A 25,339-nucleotide genomic window follows, 5' to 3' on the forward strand; every position below is an offset into this window, starting at 1 on the left:
CAGCAAGCAGGAGGTGCCCAGTGCTGCCGTGGAGTGAGGTTCTGGCGTCTGTCCCCGGCCTGGCTTCTCCACCGGCGCCATGGAGGGTGGCAGGCGAGGTCGCGGGTGGCGCTGTCGGTGCGGTCCGTTCGAGTTGGCAGGCGGTGGGTGATGCCCTGAGCGCTCTGCCGCGGGGTCTTGCCGACGTATCCGCCGTACTGGCGGACGCCGGGCAGGACCGCTCACGGCGGCGCGTGTGGTCCCGTGGGGGCAGGGCGCACATCGAGGTACGCGGCCTGAGCGGGCGAGGAAAACGCCACGACCGGCTGGTGGGTGCGCTGGGGACGGCGCTGTGCGCCGTGGAGGGTGTGCGCTGGGCCGAGGTGAACGCGGTGCTGGGGCAGGTGGTCGTCGACGTGGATGAAGACGACTTCGGCCTGGACCGGCTGGTGGAGCTGGTGGAGCAGGTCGAAAAGGCGCACGGCAGCGATGGTGAGACCTTCGCCGGCCATCGTCCTCATCCACCGTTTGACGCGGCACCGGCGGTGCTGGCCGGGGCGTCGCTGGCCGCGGACTGCCTCGGGCTGGTGGCGGCGTCGCTCGGCCAGGCGGTGCCGTGGTCCGCACCAGCCCTTCTGCGGGTGCCGGTGGTGTTGGCGGAGACCCAGCCGCGACTGCGCCGTCTGCTGGATGGACGGCTGGGCCGAGCACATGCCGAGATGGTGCTGGGGGTGTCCAACGCGGCAGTGCACTCCCTGACTCGGGGGATGGCGCCGCTCGCCGTGGATGCGGTGCAGCGGCTTTGGCAGCTCGCCGAGATCCGCAGCCGGCAGGCCGTGTGGAGTCAGCGGGAGAACGAGTTGGTGGGCGGCGGCGAGGCACTGCCGCGTCATGCGCCCGAGCGGGCGCGCCGACCGGCGCCGCTGCCCGCCGGACCGGTGGAGGCATGCGGGCAACGGACCTCGCTTGCGGCGCTGCTGGGATCCGGTGGGGTACTGGCGTGGACCGGCAGCCCCGAGCAGGCCGCGCAGGCGATCCTGGCGACCGTGCCGAAAGCCGCGGGGATGGGCAGAGAAGCTTTCAGCGCACGGCTGGGCCGGGACCTGGCACGCGACGGCGTGGTCCCGATGGACGGGACCGCCCTACGGCTGCTGGACCGGGTCTCGACGGTCCTGATCGACTCGACCGTCCTGTGCGCCCCCCGCCCGCGGCTGCTGTCGGCTGTCGCCACCGGCCGGCTGGACGACGCCGATGTGTGGCGCGCCGGGCAGTCGGCTCTGCTCGGCCGCTCTCTGCAGGAGCTGTGCGGTCCGGGACCCTGGATCTGCGACGAATGGCGGCTGGAGCGCCCCGCCGACGCACCGCACGGGCGACCTGACGCCCCCTCGGGGCTGCCACTGGACCTACGCGACGCCGACGGGCGGCGCCAAGGCCGGGTTCTCGTCGGCTGCGAACTCGACCCGCTGGCTGACGCCTTGCTGGGAACGGCCCGCTCCGCCAGCCGCCGTCTGTTGCTCACCGAGCACGCGAGTGCGGACGAACTGGTCTCGTGGGCCGACGAGGCCGTGCCGATGTCCGCCTCGCTCCCCGAGGAGGTGCGGCGCCTGCAAAAGGACGGCCAGGTCGTCCTGCTGCTCACGTCTGCCGAGGACCAGGCACTGGCCGCCGCAGACGTCGGTGTCACGGTGCTGCCCGGCCACGGCGAAGCAGGCCGGGTGTGCTGGTCGGCGCATCTGATCTGTGGCCCGGGCCTGGCGCAGGCCTGGCGTGTCCTTGCCGCCCTCGACGAAGCGCACCAGGTCAGCAGCAGGTCGGCTCGCCTGTGCCTGGGCGCGTCGGCCCTCGGAGCGCTGATCGCGGCCTCCCGCACCCGCCGCACGATGCTCGGCGTGACCACCTCACCGATTCACGGCGCCGCGTTCCTTGCCCAGATCGGCGGTCTCAGGGCGGCCCGTCGCCTGGCGCGTAAGCCCCTGCCGCCCGCCCGTATCCGTAGCGTCTGGCATGCCTTGGAGGCCCACGAGATCTTCGGCGTTCTGGGGGCGCTCAGCAATGGCCCGGACGGCCGGGCGACGGCTGGGTCGTCCGCTGAATCAGGTCGTAGGGCTGAATCAGGTCGTAGGGCTGAATCAGGTCGTAGGGCTGAATCAGGTCGTACGGCGCAGGGCGCCCTGGCCGAAGCCGTACACACCATGGCTGACGCCGCCGGCCTGGCCGCAACGGCCCGCGGGGCCGCGCAGCTGGTGACCGCGGTACGCGAGGAACTGCGCGACCCCCTCACCCCCGTGCTGGCGCTGGGCGCTGCCGCCTCCGCCGCCGTGGGTTCCGGCATCGACTCGGCCCTGGTGGGCGGCGTGATGGCCGGCAACGCCGTGGTCAGCGGCGTGCAGCGGTTGCGTGCCGAACGCGCGCTGAACGGTCTGCTCCTCGCCGAGCAGCAGATGGCCCGACGGGTCCACTGGACACCCGTCGCCTCCACGGCACGGCACCCGGACCGGTCCCGGTTCTTCACCGGGCTGCAGACCGCCCCCGTACACACCACCACCGCACAGGACCTGCGGGTCGGGGACATCATCGCGCTGCGGCCCTCCGACATCGTCCCGGCGGACGCCCGGCTGCTGGTCAGCGACCGCCTGGAGATCGATGAGGCCACCATGACCGGCGAGTCCGTCCCGGTCGCCAAGGACCCGGCGGCCACCCCCGGCGCAGAGCTGGCCGAGCGCTCTTGCATGGTCTATGAGGGATGCACCGTGCTGGCCGGGACCGGCTGTGCCGTCGTCGTGGCCACCGGAGCGCAGACAGAAGCCGGCCGCGCCGCCGACCTGGCCGGTACCGCCACCACGCCGCCCGGCATCGAAAGCCACCTGGCAGCCCTGACCAAGACCGCGCTGCCCGCGGTCGGCATCGGCGGCGCCGCGGTCACCCTCCTGGGTCTCCTGCGCGGTGTGCCGGTACGCGAAGCGCTCGCCTCGGGTGTGGCCGTCGCCGTCGCCGCGGTTCCCGAGGGGCTCCCGCTGGTCGCGACCGTCGCCCAGTCCGCCGCCGCCCGCCGCCTGTCCCGGCACGGCATCCTGACCCGTTCCGCTCGCGTCCTGGAAGCGCTGGGCCGTGTCGATGTCGTGTGCTTCGACAAGACCGGCACCCTCACGCAGGGCAGGCTGAGCGTGACCGGGCTGGCCACACCCGACCACGAGCTACGGATGGACAGTGCACCCGGCCGCCACCTCCTGCAGACCGCGGCCAGAGCCTGCCCGATCCCCAAGGCCGGCCAGAGGCTGCCCCACGCCACCGACCAAGCGGTCGTCGACGCCGCAACCGCTCACTGCGCACCCGACCACACCTGGCGATCCGTCACCGAACTGCCCTTCGAAGCCAGTCGCGGCTACTCCGCCTGCCTGGGCACCGAATCAGGAGACCCCTACCTCGCAGTCAAAGGGGCACCGGAAACAGTCCTCGCCCGCTGCACCGCCACCGTCTCCACACCCCACGAGCCCGGCAACGACAGCACCGTCCCCCTCAACCCGGCCCGACGCCACGCCGCGCACCACCTCGTGCAGCGCATGGCCGCGGGCGGACTCCGCGTCCTCGCGGTGGCGGAGGCCAGGCCCACCTCACCCGCGAACCCCAGCGACGACGTGGCCGACCGGGCCCACGACCTGACGCTCCTCGGCTTCCTCGCCATCGCCGACCCCGTACGGCCAGGAGCCGCGGAAACCGTCAAACGCCTGGCGGAAGCCGGGGTACGGACTGCCATGATCACCGGCGATCACCCCGCCACCGCGGCCGCCATCGCCCGCGAACTCGGCATTCCCGATGGCGACACCGTCCTCACCGGCGCCGAACTGGACACCCTGTCCGAACGCGCCCGCCTCCGCCGGATCGCCCAGACCGCCGTCTTCGCCCGCGTCTCCCCCGAGCACAAGGTCCGCATCGTCCAGGCCCTGCAACGCACCGGACACGTGGTGGCCATGACCGGCGACGGCGTCAACGACGCCGCCGCCATCCGCCTCGCGGACGTCGGCATCGGCCTTTCAGCCCACGGCTCCACCTCCGCCCGTGCCGCCGCGGACCTCGTCCTCACCGACCCGGACCCCACCCGCCTCCTCCAGGCCCTCATCGAGGGCCGGACCCTGTGGCACAGCGTGCGCGACGCCGTCGCCATCCTCGTCGGCGGCAACGCCGGGGAGGTCGCGTTCACCGTCCTCGGCACCGCCCTTTCCGGCCGCGCCCCCCTCGGCACCCGTCAACTCCTGCTGGTCAACCTGCTCACCGACATGCTGCCCGCCCTCGCCGTCGCCCTCGCCCCGGCCCGGGCACCCAAACCCGGCGAAGACCCTCTGACCGGCGGCCCGGTCTCCTCGCTCCTCGGACGCGACCTGGTCCATGTTCTGGCCGTCCGCGGCACCGCCACCACCCTCGGCGCCACCACCGCCTGGCAGATCGGCCGCTTCACCGGCCTGCAACGGCGCGCGAGCACCATGGGCCTGGCCGCACTGGTCGGCACCCAACTGGGCCAGACCCTCATCACCGACTGGCACAGCCCCCTTGTCCTGGTCACCGCCGGTCTCTCCACCGCCGCACTCGTCGCCGTCGTGCAAACCCCCGGCATCAGCCACTTCTTCGGCTGCACCCCGCTGGGCCCCGTCGCCTGGGCCACGGTCACCGCCTGCGCGGCCACGTCCACCGTCGCCGCCGCACTCGCCCCCCGCCTCCTGGATTCCCAACCCGCAGCCACACCCGCCTGACCACCGTCGAAGGACGAACTGTGACTACGAGAGGCGATGGAAGAGGCGAGCCCGGTCATCGCGATGATCACGGAAAGACTGAGGTTCCGCAGGCCATCGACTCGTCGAACCCCTTGAGCTCTGTCCGGCGAAGCATGTCCGGCGAAGCGGCAGTCGTCACGGCTCCACCGTCCCAGGGACCATCGTGGCGCGGACCGTCTTGCCGGCGTCCGGGCGGTGAAACCATGTGACGTCGGCCTTGAGCCGCTGAACTTCCCGCAGACCGCGACCCCGCCCACCCTGGAGCGCTTCGGTGAAGGCGGGGAAGGCGGGGTTGGGGTCCTCGACATCGATGACGAGCTGGTGCGGCTCCCTGAGGGCCAGCCGGACGGTGATCCGCTGCCCGGCGCGTGGCGTAAGGCCGTGCCGAACAGCGTTGTCCACGAGCTGGGCGAGCACTTCCGTGGCTGCGTGGACGTCCCCCCGCCAACCGAGGACTGTGAGGGCGGTACGGGCATTGACGCGAGCCCGGTGGACGGCACCGGCGTTGCCGGGGAGGTCCATGGGTGGGTACTCGCGTAAGACCGGAGCGGTCACGGCGACAGGTTCCCTGTCGTCGGTTCCCTCGACGACGGGTCGTCCTGCCGTAGCTGGGTTGAACGAGGACGGCGTGTGGTTCAACGGGTCTCCTGCGCATGGGGGGTTGGCGCATTGACGGGACTCTGCAGCGACAATGCAGAAACGTTCCGTCACCGCGTTGTGTCGAATTATGAGGCATCCGGTTAAGGTTTCAACAAGACTCGCCGACCACGCCGGGACGTCCACATCCCCGGCCGACCAGGCCACAGCAACCAACGGCGGGCGCCGGAGCGGGGACCCTCGTCCCGCGAGAGCTCCTGCATTGCTCGTACTCACGCGTGAGGGGCGCTCCGAAGAGCGCCCCTCATCTGCGGAAACTTCTCCGCGCGGTCGTAGCCGGCTACCGGCAGTACGACAGCCCCTCAGCCCTCGACTGCCGGTGTTTCCGGACTGCTCAGTGGACCGGAGCAGTCGGCGACTTGTTCTCTTCGGCGAGGCGTTCCAGACCGCTCTGGGTCTTGAGCGGCTTCTCCTTGATGAAGAGGACGGCGATCAACGCGAGGAAGGCGAAGGGCACTCCGACCAGGAAGACATCGGCGGTGGCGACGCCGTAGGCGTTCTCCACCACCTGGCGGGCCGGTTCGGGGAGGGTCGCGAGGTCGGGGACTTCACCGCCACCGGCGGCAGCGCCGCCGCCCGCCGCGCCGCCGAAGCCCTTCTCCATCTCGCTCGTGACCCGGTGACTCAGCACGGCGCCCAGAGCGCTCGTGCCGATCGCGCCGCCGAGGCTGCGGAAGAAGGACAGGACAGAGGTCGCGGCGCCCAACTCGGAGGCTGGGACATCGTTCTGAGCCGCCAGGACGAGGTTCTGCATCAGCATGCCGACGCCGATACCGAGGACTGCCATATAGACGCTGAGCAGCAGGAAGGACGAGTCGGCGCTGATCGTCGACAGCAGGCCCATGCCTGCCGTCATGACGATGCCGCCCGCGATGAGGAAGGCCTTCCACTTGCCCTTGGCGGTGATGATCTGTCCGGCGATGGTGGTGGAGAGCATCAGACCGAAGATCATCGGCAGGCTCATCAGGCCCGCGACCGTCGGGGACTTGCCGAGGGAGATCTGGAAGTACTGGGACAGGAAGACCGTGCCGCCGAACATGGCCACACCGACGAGCATGCTCGCCACGGTGGTCAGGGTCACCGTCCGGTTGCGGAAGATGTCCAGCGGGATCATCGGTTCCTGGACCTTGGACTCGACCAGAACCGCAAGGGCCAGCAGCACCACACCGGCAGACACCAGGGCGGCCGTCTGCCAGGAGGCCCAGTCAAACTCGGTGCCGGCGAGAGTGATCCACAGCAGCAGGGCGCTCACCCCGGACATGATGAGGACGGCACCGACATAGTCGATCTTGACGTCCCTGCGGACCGTGGGCAGCTTCAGGGTGAGCTGGAGAAGCACGATCGCGAGCAGGGCGAAGGGCACGCCGATGAAGAAGCACCAGCGCCAGCCGAGCCAGGACGTGTCGACGAGGACGCCGCCGATGAGCGGGCCCGCGACCGTACCGACGGCGAAGACCCCGCCGAAGATGCCGGAGTAGCGGCCGAGTTCACGTGGCGGGATGATCGCAGCCATCACCACCTGGGCAAGAGCGGTCAGTCCGCCTGCGCCGATGCCCTGGACGACACGGCTCACGATGAGGATGCCGACACTGTTGGAGAAGCCGGCGACGAGCGAGCCGACGACGAACATCGACAGCGACAGCTGGATCAGCAGCTTCTGGTCGTAGAGGTCGGACAGTTTGCCCCAGATCGGGACGGTCGCGGTCATCGCCAGGAGTTCTGCGGTGACCACCCAGGTGTACGACGACTGAGTTCCGTGCAGGTCGGAGATGATCCGGGGCAGCGCGTTGGCGACCACGGTCGAGGCCAGGATGGCGACGAACATGCCGGCCATCAGGCCGGACATGGCCTGGAGTATCTGACGTTGAGACATGGATGATGCGGACGCCTGGGTTTCAGGCGTGACGGCAGCGGTCATCGGCTGTCGTTCCTCATTCTCTGATGATTTCTGTGATGAAGCCTGTGGGTGCTTCAGCGGTTCAGTCCGGCGGCCAGTGAGGCGAATGCCTGGTGGTAGACGCTCTGGAAGGTGCCCGTCCGGCCGGTGGAGGCCCAGTGCTCGACGGCGGAGCGGGCGGCGGCGATCGCCACGTGCACGAGGAGCCTGGGACGGAGGTCGGAGTCGGCGTTCTGCTCGAGGCGCTCGGCCACTGCGGTGATCAGTGCGCGTTCATCAGCACCACGTGCGGCGAGGATGCGGGGCAACAGCGAAGGCGTGTTCCGCAGCACCGCGCACTGCAGGTCCCAGCGCTCGTGGTCCTCCTCGATATGCGCGAGTTCCTGGCCGATGGCCTCCTGCACCGCGTCGAGCGCGGTGGCCTCCTCGGGTGCGTCGAGGACCGCTTGCCGAACCCGCTCGGCGCTCTCCGGGTCGGGCCGGATGATCGCGTCCTCCAGGCGCGGGAAGTAATTGAAGAACGTCCGCATGGAGACGCCGACCGAGGCGGCCACAGCTTCCACGGTCACGTTCTCCAGTCCGCGTTCCGCGGCCATGCGCAGCGCCGCGTCCGCGAGCGCATCACGCGTTGCCCGCTTCTTGCGTTCGCGCAGCCCCGGGCTCGGACCCCCTCCACTCATGAAGGTGCATGCTATGCAAGATTTCACCGCATGCAAAATTGTTTGGACCGACGCCACCGTCAATGGAACCGTCAATGGATGATGCGGGGTCGCGCGCTCGAAGCAAGGGCGGTTACCGCGCCAGGGCCGCCCTTGCCACCGCGAGTGCCTGTTCGGCGTAGCCGCGGCCGAACAGCACCGCGTGCACCAGCAGCGGGAAGAGCTGGTGCAGCCCGATGCGGTCGGCCCAGCCGTCGGCGAGTGGCACTGTTTCCTGGTAGCCGTCCAGTACGCGGTCCAAGTGCGGGCAGCCGAACAAGTGCAGCATCGCCAGGTCGGTCTCCCGGTGGCCGCCGTGCGCGGCCGGATCGATCAGCCAGGCATGATGGTCGGCGCCCCACAGGACGTTGCCGTTCCACAGGTCGCCGTGCAGCCGGGCGGGCGGCTCGGCAGGGCCCGCCAGCTCGGGCAGCCGCTCCAGTACGCGTTCGACCACGGCCGCTTCGGTGGGGCGCACCGTGCCGTCGTCGACGGCGCGGCGCAGGTAGGGCAGCACCCGATGCTCGGCGTACCAGCGCGGCCAGTCGGTACCGGGGATGTTACGCATGGGCGCGAGCCCGATGTACGCGTCCTGGGGGCCGTCTGGCGGCGGGGAGCCGAACGCGGGCGCGCCGGCTGCGTGCAGGGCGGCCAGATCGCGGCCGAAGCGGGCCGCTGCCTCACCGCTCGGCCGGCCGGGCGGAACCCGGTCGGTCACCAGCCAGCGCTCATCGTGGCAGTGCACAGCGGGAACGCGGACCGTGCCGGTGTCGGCCAGCCAGTGCAGCCCTGCTGCCTCGGCCCGGACGGCGCCGGGGGCGTCACCGCGCTTGACCATCACCACCCGCCCGCCGTTGAGGGTGACTTCGGAGAGCGTTCCGGAGAGCGCACGCTCGCGGGTCATGGCGCGCCCGATGAGCCGGGCCGCCGCGGCTCCCGGGCCTTCGCCGCCTTCGGCCGCTGGAGGTGTGGTCATGAGCCTGGGTACTTGCTCAGACCGGCGAGCAGGCCGGACGTAGCGGCATGGATCATGGCCGGCACCTGATGGCCGCGGTCATGCCCGGGAACACATCGGCGCGTGGGAGTTTGACGACAGGGCCTAAGGACGGCGACCGGCAGACGCCCCCGATGCGGACTGCGAACCAAGCACATGTGCACGGCCACCAGGGTACGGCCCTGTTCTGGCGGCAAGGCCTTCAAGGAGGGCGGGACGGGCGGGGCGCATGTCGGGCGGACTGCAACTCACCGACACGCAAAGGGCGATCGAGCGACTCATGCCTGCCGACAGCGAGTCACTCACGCCTTCCGACGTCGCCGTCCGCATCGCCTACACTGTCAGCCTTCCCTCCGGGGTCGGGTCGACGTCCCGGAAATCGCCATTCTGCCCACCCGTCAGACAGCAAGTACCCCCGGGAGACCCTGCATTGAGCCGCAAGCCCGCCACCTGACGCAGCTGACCATCCGAGAGCCGGCTGACGGCCGCCGCAGGGCGGCGAGGACGCCCCGGGAAGACCGCCGGGGCACCTGGCGCGTCAACCGGCAGCCCCTGATGGTGAGCGCGACGGCGGCCAAGCATCTGCACTGGTGGTGACCGCTTCTTGGTCCTCGCGTCCTGTCTCGGGACATCCACTGCCTTCCCAAGCCCTGTCACAGGAGAATCGTTGCACCACGATGAGCGAGTAGACCGGCCCGGAAGCCACGGCGAGCACCATATCCAACGGGAGTTGGACACCGTCGCCCGAGCCGACCGTTTCTACGAGGAGCAGGTTCTCGACCGGCTCAACGCGGGGATGCGTGAGTTCGTGGCGCGCCAGGAGATGTTCTTCCTTGCCACGTCCGACGCCCGCGGCGAGTGCGACAGCACGTTCCGCGCCGGGCCGCCCGGGTTCCTCCAGGTGCTCGGTGAGCGTTCCCTGGCCTACCCCGAGTACCGCGGCAACGGCGTCATGGCGAGCCTCGGCAACATCCGCGAGAACCCGCACGTCGGCATCCTGATGATCGACTTCCTCCGCGATCGGATAGGCCTGCACGTCAACGGCACCGCCCGCCTCGTCTCCGACGACAGCATGCGCACCGCGTACCCGGAACTCCCCCGCGATCCGGTACCCGGCCGCCGCCCCCAGGTGTGGGTCGAAGTCGAGGTCGAGGAGGCCTACATCCACTGCTCCAAGCACATACCGCGGATGACGAAGCTGCCGACCGCTGGTGGCAGGGCCTGGGGAACCGACGACGTCAGGCGCAAGGGCGGCGACTACTTCGGGGCCGCAGCCGAGGCCGGGCGGGCCGGTTCAGGCACCAGGGGACAGGTCACCCCGCAGTAGCGGAGGAGTGCGGTGCGGAGGACGGCGGCGGTTTTGTCGTACGGGGTGGCCGGGCCGCGCCACCGCGACCGTGACGCGGTTGGCACGGTCGCCGGCCTCTCGCTCGTCCCATCTCCCCATGCTGGGCGTTCTGTGAAGCGCCGCCGGCACCCCTGAAGCCGGGCGGGCCGGGTCAGCCGCGCAGGTGAAACAGGACGGTCCGCATCGCGCGTTGAACGGCGTGGCGTGACTGCTCGGTGTGATCGATCGTCTCGAACCCGTGGTGCCCGTCCGGCACGTCGATCACCTCGACGTCCGCCCCGCAGGCCTTGGCAGCGGCCAGGAACTCCTCGACCGTGGCGGCGATTTCGGCGATCTCCAGGCCCACGCGGGTCAGCACGATCGGCAGACGTCCCGCGGCGCTCACCATGGCGGCCGGGCGGAAGCGGGGATCCACGGCCCCCCGGGCGGGCAGCGGCGCGAGGACGGGATAGGTCGCTGCCGTGCACCGCAGCCACGACGGGGGCTCGGCGAGCCAGTCCGCGAGGAGCAGCCCGCCGCCGGAGAAATACCACAGCGCGATGCGCTCGGGGTCGATGCGCGGGTCGGCCCGGAGCAGTTCGACGGCGTCGGCGACGTCCTCGGCGGCGCGCCCGTAGTCGTCGAGGCCGTGCAGCCGGTGGTCCAGGGTCACGCCGACCACGCCCAGGCTAGCCGCGTACCGGCCATAGCCGACCAGGGTCGGCCAGTCCCGCGGTGTGGGCTGGGTGTCGGCGGGGACAGGGCCGCCGTGGACGAACATCACCGCCGGACGCGGTCCCTCGGCCTCGGCAGCGCCGGCGCCCTCGGCGGGCTCATCGGGGATGTAGAGGTCGATCCGTCCGACGCGCTCGCGGGGCCGCTCCGGTACGTCGAGTACGAAGGGCCGGAGGTACGCGGGCACCGTGTCGGTCGCGGTGATCCGGTGTCCCTCTCCCGCCGCGGCCCTGATCAGCACCTCGGTCAGCTCGTCGGGGCAGGAGAGCATCGGCCAGTGCCCGGTGGCGAGTTCGAAGAAGCTCACCTCGGGGTCGGCCAGGGCCTGGAACTGCGGCAGTCCGCCCGCGACCAGGTCCTCGATCATGGCGATGTTCAGGCCGCTGCCGGTGCACAGGACGCCCGTGGTGGGCAGTGCGGCGACCGCGCCCGAGAGCCTGAGCGGCCGGGTGAGCGTACCCGCCGGCTGCGGGGCGGCGTGGCGGGTCAGCCGGGCCAGTGCCTCGTCCGGGAGGCCGGCGGTGCTGCCCCAGCGCTGCCACTCGTCGGATGCGGGCGCGGGGATCAGCCAGTCGTCCCCGGCCTGCCCGGACCGGTCGAGCAGCCGCCGTCGTACTTCCTGGTCCGGCACCAACTGGAGGGCTGCGTCGCCGTCCTGGGGCATACCCGCGTCCAGGTACACGATCCGGGTGATCCGCTCCGGACGGCGGTCGGCGGCGCCCAGCACCGGGTGGATGCCGTAGTCGTGGCCGACGATCACCACCTCCGGCGCGTCCACGCCGTCGATCAGCCGCACCACATCCTCGATGTGCGTCTCCAGATCCGTGCCGGGGCCCGCCTCGTCGCGGCGGTCCCCCATGCCGGTGAGGGTCATCGGGTGCACCTCGGCACCCGACTCCCGCAGCCGGTCGGCCACCTCCTGCCAGATCCAGCCGCCGGTGAAGCAGCCCGACACCAGTACGAATGCCGTCATGATCGCCTCCTCGCCCATCCCGGTCCGTGCGGGTCACCTGATCACCCGTCTCGATTGGCGCGGGCGGCCTGATCGGCTGTCCGCGCTCGCCGGTACGGTAGGAACTCCCTCTGAGGGAGGTTCAAGTCTTGTCCGATGACGGCATGTTGAGCATCGGTGAGCTCGCCGAGCACGCAGGCGTCACCGTGAAGACCGTCCGCTTCTACTCCGACCGCGGCCTGCTGCCCGAGGCCGCCCGCAGTGCCGGGGGCCACCGCCGGTACGGCCCCGAGGCGATCGACCGGCTCCGCCTGATCCGCTCGCTGCGGACCCTCGACCTGCCGGTCACCGACATCGACCGGGTCCTCGACCGGGAGGACGCGCTGGAAGACGTCATCGCCGGGCAGCTGAAGGAACTCGGCTCCCAACTGGCAGCCATACGCTGGCGCCAGGCTGCGCTGCACCTGCTGCGGGACTGCACCGCCGAGGAGCGCGCCGACCGGCTGCGGGTGATCGGCACGGTCGCAGCTCCGCCGGACACGGCCGCGCTGGCCCGCTTCTGGCGGCGCGTGCTGCCTGTACGGCTTCCGGCCCGGATGGTCTCGTGGATCCTCGACGCCGCCGTGCCGCAGCCGCCCGCAGATCCCACGCCGGCCCAGGTGCTGGCCTTCGCCCGGCTGCACGCCCTCGCCACGGCACCCTGCCCACCGGGCCACGGCTGGCGCCCCCCACCCCCGGAGCGTGATCCGGAGTACCGCCCGGCCGTGCTCTACGACGGCCTCGGCGAGGCGTACCAGCTGGTCGCGCCGGCCCTGCGCACCGGGCGGGCGCCGCATGAGGGAGAGGCCCTCGACTGCTTCGTCTCCGCCTACGCCGGCGCCCACGGCACCCGGGACACCCCGGCCTTCCGCCGCCGGCTGAGCCTCCAACTCGACCGGTCCGCCCACCCCGTGATGGACCGCTACTGGCAACTCGCCGCCGAACTCGCCACCCCGCTCGAACCCACCCTCGGCGCCGCCCAGGACTGGCTCCGCACCGCCCTGGACACCAGCCTCTCCGAACAACACGCCTAGGACGCTTCTTTCGGTTCGGGAAGTGGGGTTCGGAAGGACGCGGGCGGCATAACTGGATTATCTGCTGTGCATCGCCTGAGCGGCTTCACTCTGAAGCCGCTCAGGCGGTCGTGGGCGACCCGCCCGTACGCCGCAAGGGGTACGGGCGGGTCGGCGGCGGTGCCTGCGGCGAACGGGCTCACGCATCGCGCCGCTGAAGCAGGACGGCCGCGCCGGCCAGGAGCACGACGATGTAACCGGCGAACACCGCGAGCCCGGGCCCGGGTGACAGTGCGTCACCGGTCGTCTGCACCGCCATGAAGGCGTTCCCGGCGTTCGACGGCAGGTACGGGCCGATGGCGTCGTTCCAGCTGCTCGGCAGCAGTTGGATCAGGCCGGGCACCACGAACAGCGCGCCCACCACGAGGGTGATCGCCCCGGCGGTGTTGCGCAGCAGGGCGCCGACCGCAAGGCCGATCAGCCCGGCACCGGTCAGGTAGACCGCCGCGCCGACCAGCGCGCGGAACACCCCCGGATCCGACAGCGCGGCGGTGGCCATGTCGCGGGAGGACAGGACCGACTGTCCGGCCAGGAAGGCCCCCAGGGCCGCGATGAACATGAGCACGAAGCTCACGGCTGCGAAGACGACGACCTTGCCCCACAGCACCGGCAGGCGGGCCGGCACCGCGGACAGCGTGGCGCGGATGGTTCCGGTGGCGTACTCGCCGGCGCTCATCAGCACGCCGAGCACCGAGATGGCAAGGGCGGCGAGGGTGACCCCGCCCAGGCTGATCGAGGTCGGGTCCCCGAAATCATCCTGTCCGGGGCCCTCTCCCGAGCCGACCACACCGGACAGCAGCAGCCCGAAACCGACGACGAGGGCTACGGTGATCGCCAGTGTGTAGATCGTCGAGCGCAGCGACCGCAGCTTGATCCATTCCATGTGGACGACCCGCGGAAAGGTGACCCGCTGACCGGCCGCGTGTCGGCCGGCCGTCTCGGGCGTGTCGTGCGGGGCGAGGGCGGTGGTGCTCATCGGTTCGTCCCTCCCGTGGTGGCGAACTCCGCAGTGGTGGCGTGGTATTCGACGGCGTCACGGGTCAGCTCCATGAACGCCTCCTCCAGCGACGCCTCCTGAAGGGACAGTTCGTGCAGGACCAGTCCGGAGACCGCGGCGCGTTCGCCGATCTCGGCGGCGTCCAGCCCTTGGACGTCCAGCACGCCGGGCTCGCTGCTGGTGACCGAGGCGCCGTCACCCACCAACAGGTCACGCAGGTGCGCGGCCTGCGGCGAGCGCACCCGTACGCTGCGGCCGGAGGACTGGGCGACGAAGTCGGCGAGCGGGCCGGCGGACAGCAGCCGGCCGCGCCCGATCACGATGAGGTCCTCGGCGATCAACGCCATCTCGCTCATGAGGTGGGAGGAGACGAAGACCGTCCGGCCCCGGTCCGCGAGGTCCTTCAGCAGGTTGCGGATCCACAACACCCCTTCGGGGTCGAGGCCGTTGACCGGTTCGTCCAGCATGACGACCTGTGGGTCGCCGAGCAGCGCCGAGGCGATGCCCAGCCGCTGCCCCATGCCCAGTGAGAACCCGCCCGCCCGCTTGCGGGCCACCTCCGTCAGGCCGACCATGTCGATCACCTCCAGCACCCGCCGCTTGCCGATGCCGTTGCTCGCCGCCAGAGCCACCAGGTGGTGATACGCCGAGCGTCCCGGGTGGATCGCCTTCGCCTCCAGCAACGCCCCGATCTCCTGCAGTGGGGCTTTGTGCTGCTCGTACGGGCGGCCGTTGATGCGCGTCGTCCCGGACGACGGCCGGTCCAGCCCCATGATCATGCGCATCGTCGTCGACTTGCCCGCCCCGTTGGGCCCGAGAAACCCCGTCACCACACCGGAACGCACGCTGAAGCTCAGCGCATCGACCGCGAGTTTGTCCCCGTACCTCTTACTGAGGTTGTTAACCTCGATCACAATCCACCTCCGCGACCTTTTGAGGCTTCAAGCTTCTTCGAGGAAAGCGGAACCCCGCGTCAACCCACGGCGTGCACTGCGCGTACCACGACCGCAGTACGCCACGGCCATGGACAGCGACCGTGGGACGACCCGCGCGCCGATTCGTACGTGGGCGACGCGCCCCCGGCGCCGTTCGTCGGAGTGGTTCAGGATGTGCCGGGCGCGGGGCGTGAGAGTCGGATCATGGCGCGGTAGAGGGCGCGGGGAGCGGGGGCCGGGGGCAGGGGCGGGAGCTCGGTTCCGGGGGTGGCGTAGGCGCGGAGCATCTGGCCGACCAGGCGGCGCCAGGCGTCGGGGGCTGCGTCGCCGGTGGCGGCGACGACGCCGGCGTTGGCCATCAGGAGGACGACCAGGTCCTCTGAGGCAAAGTCGTCGCGCAGGTGGCCGCTGTTCTGAGCGCGGGTGATGACTTCGATGAACCCGTTGTACGCCTCGGTGCGCCGGGCTTCGAGTGCCTTGGCGGCAGGAAAGGTCATGGTCAGGACGTCGGCGAAGCCGCGGTCGGCGGCCTGCATGGCGCAGACGGCCTCGATGTAGCGGATGAAGCCGTGCCAGGGGTCGGGGTCGGCGAGTGCTTCGGTGACGGCTTCGGCGTAGGCGTCCATGCGGTCTGCGAAGACCGCGGTGATGAGCTCTTCGCGGCTGGCGAAGCGGCGGGAGAGGGTGGCCTTGCCGACGCCTGCCTCGCGGGCGACGGAGGCCATGGAGACACTCAGGCCCTCGGTGGCGTACAGACGGCGGGCGGCGGCGAGGATGCGTTCGCGGTTGCGCTCGGCATCGGCGCGCAGACCCTGCTCGGGCTGCTGGCCTGGGGTTTCTGCGGGGTCTGCGGGTCCTGTCATGCCTTCCACTCTACCCAACTGGAACGCACGGCCCAATTATGCGGGTATGCTGGCACCACGGAACCGGGAAGGCCGTTCCAGTTCTTCTTGAAGGTGATCGCCGTGCCTGCTGTAACTCTCCAATCCGTCCCAGGGAGCGCTCTGGCCGAAGACGCTGCCTGCGGCGCACCGCGCGTGCCGGTCACCGCCGTCTATCCGCTGGAGCAGGCCCCGGACGCGTTCGCCGCCCTCGGTTCCGGCGCGCTCGGCAAGCTCGCCATCACCTGCTGCTCCTGAGCCCCCCACCTCCACAATGGAAGAGATCTGATCATGCCCACTCTCGCCATCGTCGGCGCCGGCCCCGGCATGGGCCTGGCCATCGCCCGCACCTTCGGCCAGCGCGGCTTCGACGTCGCCCTCATCGCCCGTACGAAGGAGAAGCTGGACGCCCTCGTCGACCAGCTCGGCCAAGAGGGCATCACGGCCGCCGCGTTCCCCGCCGACGTACTGGACCGCCCTTCCCTCACCGCCGCCCTGGACGCGGTGAAGGCCCGCTTCGGCACCGTCGACGTACTGGAGTACTCCCCAGCGCCGCACTCGCCGGTGCCCGGCTTCACCATGGCCGCCCCGAGCGAGGTCACGGTGGACAACCTGCAGCCGCAGATCGAGTACACCTTCTACGGCGCCGTCACCGCCGCCCACAGTGTGCTGCCCGCCATGCGGGAGGCCGGAGCCGGGACCCTGCTGTTCACCACCGGCGGGGGCTCCATCCATCCCATCCCGATGTTGGGCAACGTCAACGCCGCGGGCGGAGCACTGCGCAACTGGGTGCTCAACCTGCACAACGAACTGGCGGGCAGCGGTGTGTACGCCGCGCACGTGGCGATCAGCACCTGGATCGGCGACGGCGGCCCCGAAGGTATCCCCGCGGCCACCCCCGAACAGATCGCACCCCTGTACTGGGACCTGTACGAGCGCCGCGACCAGCCCGAGGCCGTCTTCAGCGGCTGACAGCCCGTCGGCACACGGTTCGCCGCCCACGGGCGGCGAACCCCTTGCTTTTCCTTTCCCGGCCCTACCCGAAGGATCTCCGCTCCCCATGAATGTCTTCCTGTGGATACTGCAGGCCGTCCTCGCCGCCATGTTCGCCATGGCCGGTGTCATGAAGTCCACCCAGCCCAAGGACAAGCTCGTCGACAAACTGCCCTGGGTCGCCGACTTCTCGCCCGCCACCGTCCGTCTCATCGGGGTCGTCGAGTTCGCCGCAGCCCTCGGGCTGATCCTGCCCGCGGCCACCGGCATCGCCCCCGTCCTCACCCCGCTGGCCGCGACCGGCCTGGCGATCACGATGATCCTCGCCGCCATCACCCACGCCCGCCGCAAGGAGCCCTCGGCGATCGCCTTCAACGCCGTTCTGCTGGTACTCGCCGCCGTGGTCGCCTGGGGCCGCTTCGGCCCCTACTCCTTCTGACCTCCCCCACCGGCAAGGAACGCACGATGCGTGTCACCGGCTTGGGCGCCACCGGCGGCATCGGCCGCCTCGTCGTCCAGATGCGTCAGGTGGCCGAGTTGGCTCTCAAGCTGGAGGAGGACGAGCACGAGCACGACTCGGCCCACGCCGACACGCAAGGGATCCGTGCCCAGGACGACGCCGCTTCGCCGTCGTCCTGACCAACCCCTCAACTGGTGCGGCTGCCGCCCTCCCCTGTGCCGATCAGCTTGATGCCGAACCCCGAACCCCCCGAACCCCGAGCTGATCAGGGGAGCCGGGCGGTCAGGTGATAGCGGCCGGAGGGCAACCGGTGTGAGGCCACGCCGTCCGTGTGGCCGAGGAAACGTACTCCGTCCACTCCTGCCAGCGGGGTCCGTCCTTCGCGGACGGAATCGGCGGAGACGGCCGGAAGGCGCAGCGTCGCCTCGCTGTTCGCGGGCACGACCGCGTCGTACACCAGGGTCCGGCCTGTGTCGTCGACTGCCCACTCGCTTCTGATCTCGCCGTACGGCGACTCGTACGAGCCCGACACCTGCGTGATCCTGCCGGTGGGATCGATGTGGGGTTGCAGGACGAAGTGCTTGAAGCCGGGGCTGTCCAGGTCGCGGGCGATGCCGGCCATGTACGCGTACATCCACTCCATGATCGCGCCGTAGGCGTAGTGGTTGAAGGAGTTCATGCTGACCGGACCGAACCCGTCGTCCTCGGAGTAGGAGTTCCAGCGCTCCCAGACGGTGGTGGCACCGTTCCTCACCGAGTACAGCCAGGACGGCAGCGCGTCCTGGTGCAGCAGCTTGTACGCCAGGTCCGGGCGTCCCTCCTCGGTGAGGACGGGGGCGAGGACGTTGACGCCGAGGAAGCCGACGGACAGCGTGTTCTCGGCGTACCTGACCCGGCTGCTCTTCGGGTGCGCCGCCTTGTAGGCCGCGTCGTTGCCGATGTTGTCGGCCAGAAGCCCGACGAGCGTGTGGCGCTGCGCTTCCGTCTCGTAGAACCCGAGCTTGAGGACCCACAGCAGCGCTGACTGGCTGTTGTCCTCCGCCTTCTCATTGGGGTCGGCGCCCGGCTCGATCGGGGACGCGTCGCCGAGGCTGGACTTCACCGTGACCCGGCCGCCCTCCGTGCTCAGGTACTTGGTGATGAACGCCTGCTTGATGCGTCCGAGGAGCCGCTCGTACGCCTCCCCCTCCGCTGTCCGGCCGATCTCGCGGGCCATCTGCGCCATCAGCCGCGCGGCATAGCCGTAGGAGACGTCGCTCATGAGCTGAGCGCTGGTCTTCTGGGGCGCCAGCCAGTCGCCGGTGAGGGAGCCCTGTCCGGCGTAGGTATCGCCGGTCTGCTGCCGGATCCAGTCCAGGTACCGGGTCATCGCGGGCCAGTTGTCCTTGACGACGGTCGCGTCACCGGTCATCTGCCACACGGTCCACGGGAGGATGACACCGCAGTCCGCCCAACCGCTCCCGCCGCCAGGCCAGTTGTACCGTCCGCCTGGGGCGACCCCGGTGAACTGTGCCTTGTCCATACCGTAGATGGCCTGGGAGTCGACAACGGTGTCCTGGAAGTGGCTGAGGAAGGCACCGGCGTCCGCGTTGTACAGGCCGGTCGTGGAGAAGACCTGCGTGTCGCCGGTCCAGCCGAGGCGTTCGTCGCGCTGGGGACAGTCGGTGGGCACCCAGAGGTAGTTGGCGCGCTGACCCCACCGGATGTTGTCGGCCAGCTGATTGATGTCGGGATCGTTGGTGGTGACGGTGCCTGTCTCGCGGATTGCGGACGTGGCGACCTTTCCGGTCAGGCCGTTGATCGTGACGGTGTCCGTCGCGGTGACGGACACGTAGCGGAAGCCGTAGAAGGTCAGGGAGTCCTGGTGGGTCTCGCCGTGCCGGTCGCCCTTGAGGATGTACGTGCTGGTGGCCTTGGCGCTGCGGAGGTTGGCCCGGTAGACGGAGCCCTCGGGGCCGTCCGCGCCGGCGCTGTCGTCGTTGAGCATCTCGCCGAACCTGAACTCGACCCGGGCTCCGGCAGGGCCGCGGAGGCTGTAGCGGGCCACGCCGACCATGTTCTGACCGAGGTCGAAGACGGCGGTCTCACCGCTGCCGATCGTGACCGAGGCGGAGGCCGCCTGTGCGGGATCGGTCACCGTGCGGGCCGAGTCGACGACGATGCGTCCCTTGCCGTTGGGGCTGCCGTCCTGTCCGGTCACTCCGGTGGCGACGGTGATCGACTGCGGTCGGCGGTCCCATCGCGACATCAGGCGAGCGGTCTCGCCCGGATAGGCGAGGAGCTGTGCGTCCGGGTACTTGTCCTCGAAGGCGACTCGTTCCACGTCCGACCAGGCGGTGTCGTCGAATCCGTGCGACGTCCAGCCCGGCAGCTCCATCCGGGCGTCATAGGTCTGGCCGTCGTAGATGTCGTCGGCGCGGTGGGGGCCGGTGTCCGTGGCCTTCCAACCGCCGTACGGCCTGGTGACGACCGTCTGCGACGTCCCGTCGGCGTACCGGATCAGCAGCTTGGCCTTGACCGCCAGGGCGTTGCCGTCCTCCGAGTAGTAGGTGCTGCCCTCGGAGACGCGGCCGTTGTACCAGCCGTTGCCCAGGACGATCCCGAGGGTGATGTCCGGCTCCCGCGTCACGAGGTCCGTGACGTCGTACGTCATGTAGTTGACGCGCGCGTCGTAGTTCGTCCAGCCAGGGGCGAGCAGCTCCATCGTGGTGGAGCCGTCCTGCGGAACGGTCACGTGGTGTCCGTTGACATAGGCCTCGTAGACCCCGAGGGCGGAGACGTAGAGCCGCGCCTCGCGGACCTGCGGCCGGTTCTGCGCGGAGCCCGCCGTCCTGAGGGATTCCTCCTTCCGCAGCATCGGTGCGCCGGGCGAGTTGGGGGTCTTCCCCTTCATCCCGATCCACTGCGCACCGTCCCATCCGGCCACGCCGTCGGTGCTCATGAGGCCGGTCTCGAAGAAGGAAGGGGAGGCGGTACCGACCGTTCGTCCTTCGGCGTCCCAGACGGTGACGGTCCAGTGATAGCGGGTCGAGGCGCGCAGCGGCTTGCCCGCGTAGCGGACGGCCACCGAGTTGGAGGAGCGTACACGGCCGCTGTTCCACACGTCCGCGCGGGCGGCGGTCAGCTTGTCCGGAGAGCTCGCCACGAGGATCTGGTAGGCCCCTTGGCTACGCCCGCGGGCCGCCGAACGCATGCGCCAGCCGAAGCGCGGCCGGGCGGCGTCCACGCCCAGTGGATCCGTGCGGTGTTCCACGGTCAGCCCGGACACGGCGTCATCTCCGGTATGAAGGGAGGATGCGGCGTGTGCGGTGCTTCCGCCGCCCATGGCACCGGCCACTACAGGCACAGCGCCCGCCGTCGCCGCGAGCACGCTCCGACGGCGGACTCCCCCGTCATCTCTGCCGGGACGGTCGCTGTTCTCGACATCGCGGTCCGCTCCATCTGCGTCGTGTTGTGCATAGCGCACACCGTCATCCCTTCGGTTTCTTGTGCTTCAAGGGCGGTCAGGAGCCGGCCTGGTAGTCGGTGTCCATGTCGCTGAGGAGTTGTTTGGGCGTGGACTGCCCGCTGAAGATCTCCTGGAGGCCGCTGAGCATGGTCTGCTGGACCTTGGCGTTGGGCCAGAGCTGGTCCATGAACGGCACCGTCCGGTCCGCCCTGACGAACTTGGACAGTTCGGTCAACGACGGGTCGACCGCAAAACCGGTGTCGGGGAGGGAGGGCAGACCGCCCTGCTTCTTGACGAACAGGTTCATGCCCTCGGGCGACATCACGAAGTTCACGAACTTGAGGGCTAGTTCCTCGTTCTTCGCCTTGGCGTTGACGCCGTAGCCGGCGCCCGCCGCAGCCGGTATGAGCGTCTCGGACGGGTCGTCGGTGGCCGGGAGCGCCCGGAGCGTGAACGTGCCTTTCGGGTTCTTCTGCTTCAGGAGGGCGATCACCCAGTTGCCCTGGACGATGCCGAGCGTCTTGCCGGCGGCGGCGAGTTCCTGGCTGGCTTCGTAGTTGGTGCCCAGGGGGTTCTTCTGGAAGCAGCCGGTCTTCTCCATCGTCAGGTACTTGTCCAGGGCGGTGGTCCAGGGCGACTGTGCGAAGGTGGCCTGGCCCGCCTGCATCTTCTTGTCGAAGTCGCGGTCGTCGCCGTAGACGGTCGAGGCGACCAGCACATACAGGACGAGCTGGGTCACCCAGTTGTCCTGGTTGCCCAGCGCGAAGGCGGGGGTTCCCTTGGCCTTCGCGGCCTTGCAGAAGGCCAGCAGCTTCGTCCAGGTGTCCGGCGGAGTGAGCCCGGCCTTCGCCATGGCCTCCTGGTTGTAGACCGCGCCGATGCCGTTCTGCCCGAAGACCGCGTTATAGGTCTTCCCCTCGTACTGGGCGACGCTCTTCATGGCGTCCGGCAGCTTGGCGGCCCACGGCTGGTCCGAGAGATCGCGCAGATACCCCGGCTCGGCCAGGACGTAGGTGGCGCCCGGGTTCCCGTTGCCGGGCCAGACCGACATCACGTCGGGTGCGGTGCCCGAGGACAGCTGCGTCCGGATCTGCTGCTGGTACTGGTCGGCACCGCTGGTGGTGTAGCGGACCTTGACGCCCGGGTTCGCCTTCTCGAACGCCTTGACGACGTCCTCGATGGAGCCCTGGTCGACCGAGGCCAGCGTCAGGGTCTTGGAACCGCCGCCGGAGCTTGCCTTGGTGCCGCCGCTGCAAGCGGCCAGCAAGGCGCCGGCCGTCACCGCGGCGATCAGGGCCGGGAGTGTGCGTGTCGTCATGATGTCCCCCTCGGGGAAGTGCCACCGGGCATGAGGGTCGGGCGGGCATCGTGCGTCATCCGCGCAGCCCTCCCGCGAAGCCGTTGATGATGCTGCGCTGCAGCAGGAAGTAGACGAGCAGGACGGGCAGGATGCTGATCACCAGTGCGGCGAAGATGAGGTTCCAGTCGGTGACGTACTGACCGACGAAGCCGGCGATCGCGACCGGCATGGTCTGCTGAGCACTGCCGCTGAGGTACAGCAGCGGGGTGAAGAAGTCGTTCCACACGGCGACCGCGTTCAGCACCAGGGCCGTCACCGTGACCGGTTTGAGCATCGGCAGGACGACGTACCGGAAGCCCTGCAGCGGTGTGCAGCCGTCGATCAGTGCCGCGTCCTCGAAGTCGCGGGGCAGCGCGCGCAGGAAGCCGACGTAGAGGAAGACGGTGAACGGCACCTGCAGGCCGGAGTAGAAGAGAACCAGCGCCCACGGGGTTCCGAGCAGGCCCATGTCGCGCATGGTCTGGTAAAGCGGGAGCGAGGCGAGTTGGAAGGGCAGGACGAGGCCCAGGAGGAACATCAGATACGTACCCCGCGACCAGCGAGCCGCGACGCGGGCCAACGGGTACGCCGCCAGCGACGAGACGGCGAGCACGATGACGACGCTGCAGGCCGTCACCAGCACGCTGTTGGCCAACGCCCCGCCCAGTGCGCCCTGTTGCCAGGCTTGCGAGAAGTTGTCCAGGGTGGGCGAGGTGGTCGGGCTGATCGGCGACGAGGAGTCGGACGTCGGCCGCACGGCCATGTTGACCAGGACATACACCGGGAAGCCCACGACCAGGGCGGTGGCGATCATCGCCAGTTCCAGCGCGAGCGTGCGACGGCGGTAACGGTTCACGACACGGCCCTCTCGTTGCGGGACAGCACGACGTACTGTCCGGTCGAGACGACCGCCACGATGATCGTGAGGACGACCGCGAGCGCGATGCTGTAGCCGAACTCGCCGAGTGTGAAGGCGTCCTTGTAGATCAGCGTCGAGATGGTGTCCGTCGCGTGCCCCGGCCCGCCGCCCGTCAACGCGTACACCTGGTCGAAGAGTTTGATCCCGCCGATGATCGACAGCATCAGGTTGATGGTGAGCGCCGGGGCCAGCAGCGGCCGCGTCACCGACCAGAAACGCCGCACGGGACCCGCCCCGTCGATGGCCGCCGCCTCATGGACCTCCTTGGGCACCGACTGGAGCCCCGCCAGGAAGATCACCATCGAGTAGCCCGCGAACTGCCAGACGATCACGCCGACCACCGCCCACAGGGCGAGCTGCGGACTGCCCAGCCAGTCCTGCCGCCAGCCGTCCAGACCCACCGCACCCAGAAGACTGTTGACCGCGCCGTCCGGACCGAGCAGGTTGCGCCAGAGGTAGGCGGTGACGATCGGCGTGATCACGGCCGGCGCGAACAGGAACACCCTGAGCACGTTGCGGGACTTGATCGCCGTGTTGACTCCGAGGGCCAGCAGCAGACCCACCGCGTTCTGAACGACCGTGATCGACACGGCGATCAGCAGGGTGTGCCAGACGGCCTGCATCGCGTCGGGGTCGCGGAACATGTCGGAGAAGTTGTCAAGCCCGACGAAGGCAAAGTGGGGATCGAGGCCGTCCCAGTCGGTGAAGGCGTAGTAGACACCGCGAACGCTCGGCACCAGGACGACGAAGGCGAACAGCAGCAGCGCGGGCAGCGCGAACCACCAGGGCGGGGTGGTACGCGCCCGCCGGACTCGTGGAACCGGTTCCGCATCCGGAGGCCGGTCATGGTCCGGAAGCTGCTCGTACGGGGCGAGAGTCACCGACACACCTCCTTCCTGAATCGTTTCAAAAGCGCTCCCGGTCAGGCTCCGGTCAGCGTGACATGGCGAGCAGCGCCTGCCGGATTCTTCGTCTTGAGTGGCTGATGCGATGCCGGGCCGGGCGGCCCGCGATGCCGTGGGTAACGTTTCCCAAAGGGTGTGGCCAGACCCTAGAGAGGGTCCCGCGTGACGTCAAGATGCCGCGCACGCTGCATCATCGTTACGGCGGTGAACTGGGCAGTCCGCCGCGAGACGCCTACTGAGCAGCGGGATCCGTCCGTACACTCGGCGGCAACGTTGCCCAAGGGGAAGGAACCGATGGAGCCGTCATCACCATCTCGCCGGGTCACCATCGTCGACGTCGCCCGTCACGCCCAGGTGTCCACGACCGCCGTGTCCAAGGTGTTGCGCAACGCCTACGGAGCCAGCCCCGAGATGCGCGCCAAGGTGCGCCGTGCGATCGATGAGCTGGGCTACCGGCCACACGCGGGTGCCAGAGGCCTCCGTGGGCAGACGTACACCATCGGCGTCATGCTGCCCGACATCCGCAACCCCTTCTTCCCCGAGATACTCGACGGCATCACGGGCTCGCTGGAGGACACCGAGTACCAGGTACTGCTGGGGCCCGGCTGCAACGGGGAGAAGGCGGAGGCCCGCGTCACCGAGGCGATGATCGACCGCCGCATGGACGGCATCATCATGATCGCGCCCGTGTCGCCGCGGTCCCATCTCGAACAGGTCGCCTCCTCCGTGCCGACCGTCGTCGTCGGCCGGCATGGCTCCTCTCCGGTGTACGACACGGTGGTGGACGACGACGTCGAGGGCGCGTCCTTGATCGTCGGTCACCTCGCCGGTCTCGGGCATCACCGGATCGCCCACATCGAGCACCGCGAAACCGATCCGACGCGCCGCGCGGAGATGCCCAACGCCCGGCGCGCCGACGGATACCGGCAGGCTATGCGGGCGCTCGGCCTGGCAGAGTGGATCGATGTGGTCTCCACCAGCTACACCCAGGAAGGCGGCTACAAGGGCGCGAAGGAACTGCTGGCTCGCCCCCGCCTTCCCACGGCCGTCTTCGCCGGAGCGGACATCGTTGCCATGGGCGTGCTGGAAGCGGTCGCTGAAGCCGGGCTTTCCGTTCCCGGCGACGTCTCGGTGGCCGGATACGACAACACCACGTTCGCCGCGCTCGGCCCGATCTCACTGACCAGCGTCGACCAGGCAGGCCACGAGATCGGCAGAAACGCCGCCCGTATCCTCCTGGAACGGATCGCCGACCGTCGCCGGCCGTCGGTCCAGGTCAGGCTCTCCCCCACCCTCGTGCCGCGCAGGACCACGGCCCGACCGCCGGAGTAGGACAACAATGTCC

At 69.9% G+C, this 25,339-nt stretch carries 20 protein-coding genes; 8 read left to right on the forward strand and 12 right to left on the reverse strand.

Going from position 1 to position 25,339, the window contains the following annotated elements; translation table 11 throughout:
- The first annotated feature begins 143 nt into the window (after window positions 1–143).
- Window positions 144–4,724, forward strand: coding sequence for an HAD-IC family P-type ATPase (locus ACSMXV_RS03835; protein ID WP_473176285.1), 4,581 nt, complete (start codon window positions 144–146; stop codon window positions 4,722–4,724).
- Window positions 4,725–4,880: 156 nt separating this feature from the next.
- Here ACSMXV_RS03835 and ACSMXV_RS03840 read toward each other — a convergent pair whose 3' ends face one another.
- From ACSMXV_RS03840 to ACSMXV_RS03855, 4 genes are all read right to left on the reverse strand, one after another.
- Window positions 4,881–5,300, reverse strand: a complete 420-nt coding sequence (locus tag ACSMXV_RS03840; RefSeq protein ID WP_473176286.1) for an ATP-binding protein — start codon at window positions 5,298–5,300, stop codon at window positions 4,881–4,883.
- 436 nt (window positions 5,301–5,736) lie between these two features.
- Complete coding sequence (locus tag ACSMXV_RS03845) at window positions 5,737–7,275, reverse strand: MDR family MFS transporter (RefSeq protein ID WP_473176287.1); 1,539 nt, start codon at window positions 7,273–7,275, stop codon at window positions 5,737–5,739.
- A 98-nt stretch (window positions 7,276–7,373) separates the two neighbouring features.
- A complete protein-coding gene (locus tag ACSMXV_RS03850; RefSeq protein ID WP_473176288.1) occupies window positions 7,374–7,979 on the reverse strand; it encodes an acyl-CoA-like ligand-binding transcription factor in 606 nt (201 codons plus the stop codon).
- Window positions 7,980–8,091: 112 nt separating this feature from the next.
- Window positions 8,092–8,973 (reverse strand): fructosamine kinase family protein, encoded by an 882-nt coding sequence (locus tag ACSMXV_RS03855; protein ID WP_473176289.1) that lies wholly within the window; start codon window positions 8,971–8,973, stop codon window positions 8,092–8,094.
- Between the two features lie 748 nt (window positions 8,974–9,721).
- On the opposite strand from ACSMXV_RS03855, the gene ACSMXV_RS03860 reads away from it, so the two are divergent.
- On the forward strand, window positions 9,722–10,318 hold the full coding sequence (locus tag ACSMXV_RS03860; protein WP_473176290.1) for a pyridoxamine 5'-phosphate oxidase family protein: 597 nt from the start codon (window positions 9,722–9,724) through the stop codon (window positions 10,316–10,318).
- A gap of 172 nt (window positions 10,319–10,490) precedes the next feature.
- Here ACSMXV_RS03860 and ACSMXV_RS03865 read toward each other — a convergent pair whose 3' ends face one another.
- Window positions 10,491–12,026 carry an alpha/beta hydrolase gene (locus ACSMXV_RS03865; RefSeq protein WP_473176291.1) on the reverse strand — a complete coding sequence of 512 codons (1,536 nt, stop codon included), beginning with the start codon at window positions 12,024–12,026 and terminating at the stop codon, window positions 10,491–10,493.
- A 143-nt stretch (window positions 12,027–12,169) separates the two neighbouring features.
- Between ACSMXV_RS03865 and ACSMXV_RS03870 the strand changes: the two genes are divergently transcribed.
- Window positions 12,170–13,078 carry a helix-turn-helix domain-containing protein gene (locus tag ACSMXV_RS03870; protein ID WP_473176292.1) on the forward strand — a complete coding sequence of 303 codons (909 nt, stop codon included), beginning with the start codon at window positions 12,170–12,172 and terminating at the stop codon, window positions 13,076–13,078.
- Window positions 13,079–13,256: 178 nt separating this feature from the next.
- Here the strand turns inward: ACSMXV_RS03870 and ACSMXV_RS03875 are convergent, their stop codons facing one another.
- The 3 genes from ACSMXV_RS03875 to ACSMXV_RS03885 all read right to left on the reverse strand — a co-directional run bounded on the left by ACSMXV_RS03875 (window position 13,257) and on the right by ACSMXV_RS03885 (window position 15,912).
- Complete coding sequence (locus ACSMXV_RS03875; RefSeq protein ID WP_473176293.1) at window positions 13,257–14,093, reverse strand: ABC transporter permease; 837 nt, start codon at window positions 14,091–14,093, stop codon at window positions 13,257–13,259.
- Window positions 14,090–15,028: an ATP-binding cassette domain-containing protein gene (locus tag ACSMXV_RS03880; protein ID WP_473176294.1), complete on the reverse strand. Its 939-nt coding sequence runs from the start codon at window positions 15,026–15,028 to the stop codon at window positions 14,090–14,092. The genes ACSMXV_RS03875 and ACSMXV_RS03880 overlap by 4 nt, the downstream gene beginning before the upstream one ends.
- Window positions 15,029–15,216: 188 nt before the next feature.
- Window positions 15,217–15,912 (reverse strand): TetR/AcrR family transcriptional regulator, encoded by a 696-nt coding sequence (locus ACSMXV_RS03885; protein ID WP_473176295.1) that lies wholly within the window; start codon window positions 15,910–15,912, stop codon window positions 15,217–15,219.
- 102 nt (window positions 15,913–16,014) lie between these two features.
- Here ACSMXV_RS03885 and ACSMXV_RS03890 point away from each other — a divergent pair, with 102 nt between their 5' ends.
- The 4 genes from ACSMXV_RS03890 to ACSMXV_RS03905 all read left to right on the forward strand — a co-directional run bounded on the left by ACSMXV_RS03890 (window position 16,015) and on the right by ACSMXV_RS03905 (window position 17,562).
- Complete coding sequence (locus ACSMXV_RS03890) at window positions 16,015–16,188, forward strand: hypothetical protein (protein WP_473176296.1); 174 nt, start codon at window positions 16,015–16,017, stop codon at window positions 16,186–16,188.
- 33 nt (window positions 16,189–16,221) lie between these two features.
- Window positions 16,222–16,902: an SDR family NAD(P)-dependent oxidoreductase gene (locus ACSMXV_RS03895; protein WP_473176297.1), complete on the forward strand. Its 681-nt coding sequence runs from the start codon at window positions 16,222–16,224 to the stop codon at window positions 16,900–16,902.
- A gap of 88 nt (window positions 16,903–16,990) precedes the next feature.
- On the forward strand, window positions 16,991–17,362 hold the full coding sequence (locus ACSMXV_RS03900; RefSeq protein ID WP_473176298.1) for a DoxX family protein: 372 nt from the start codon (window positions 16,991–16,993) through the stop codon (window positions 17,360–17,362).
- 26 nt (window positions 17,363–17,388) lie between these two features.
- Window positions 17,389–17,562: a hypothetical protein gene (locus ACSMXV_RS03905; protein ID WP_473176299.1), complete on the forward strand. Its 174-nt coding sequence runs from the start codon at window positions 17,389–17,391 to the stop codon at window positions 17,560–17,562.
- A gap of 86 nt (window positions 17,563–17,648) precedes the next feature.
- Here ACSMXV_RS03905 and ACSMXV_RS03910 read toward each other — a convergent pair whose 3' ends face one another.
- From ACSMXV_RS03910 to ACSMXV_RS03925, 4 genes are all read right to left on the reverse strand, one after another.
- Window positions 17,649–20,708: an alpha-L-rhamnosidase gene (locus ACSMXV_RS03910; protein WP_473176300.1), complete on the reverse strand. Its 3,060-nt coding sequence runs from the start codon at window positions 20,706–20,708 to the stop codon at window positions 17,649–17,651.
- A gap of 178 nt (window positions 20,709–20,886) precedes the next feature.
- Complete coding sequence (locus ACSMXV_RS03915; protein ID WP_473176301.1) at window positions 20,887–22,149, reverse strand: ABC transporter substrate-binding protein; 1,263 nt, start codon at window positions 22,147–22,149, stop codon at window positions 20,887–20,889.
- 55 nt (window positions 22,150–22,204) lie between these two features.
- Window positions 22,205–23,026 (reverse strand): carbohydrate ABC transporter permease, encoded by an 822-nt coding sequence (locus ACSMXV_RS03920; RefSeq protein WP_473176302.1) that lies wholly within the window; start codon window positions 23,024–23,026, stop codon window positions 22,205–22,207.
- Window positions 23,023–23,970, reverse strand: coding sequence for a carbohydrate ABC transporter permease (locus ACSMXV_RS03925; protein WP_473176303.1), 948 nt, complete (start codon window positions 23,968–23,970; stop codon window positions 23,023–23,025). Before ACSMXV_RS03925 ends, ACSMXV_RS03920 begins: the two co-directional genes overlap by 4 nt.
- A gap of 318 nt (window positions 23,971–24,288) precedes the next feature.
- Here ACSMXV_RS03925 and ACSMXV_RS03930 point away from each other — a divergent pair, with 318 nt between their 5' ends.
- Window positions 24,289–25,326 carry a LacI family DNA-binding transcriptional regulator gene (locus ACSMXV_RS03930; RefSeq protein WP_473176304.1) on the forward strand — a complete coding sequence of 346 codons (1,038 nt, stop codon included), beginning with the start codon at window positions 24,289–24,291 and terminating at the stop codon, window positions 25,324–25,326.
- Window positions 25,327–25,339 lie beyond the last annotated feature (13 nt).

The sequence above is a fragment of the Streptomyces sp. DSM 42067 genome (assembly GCF_055792885.1).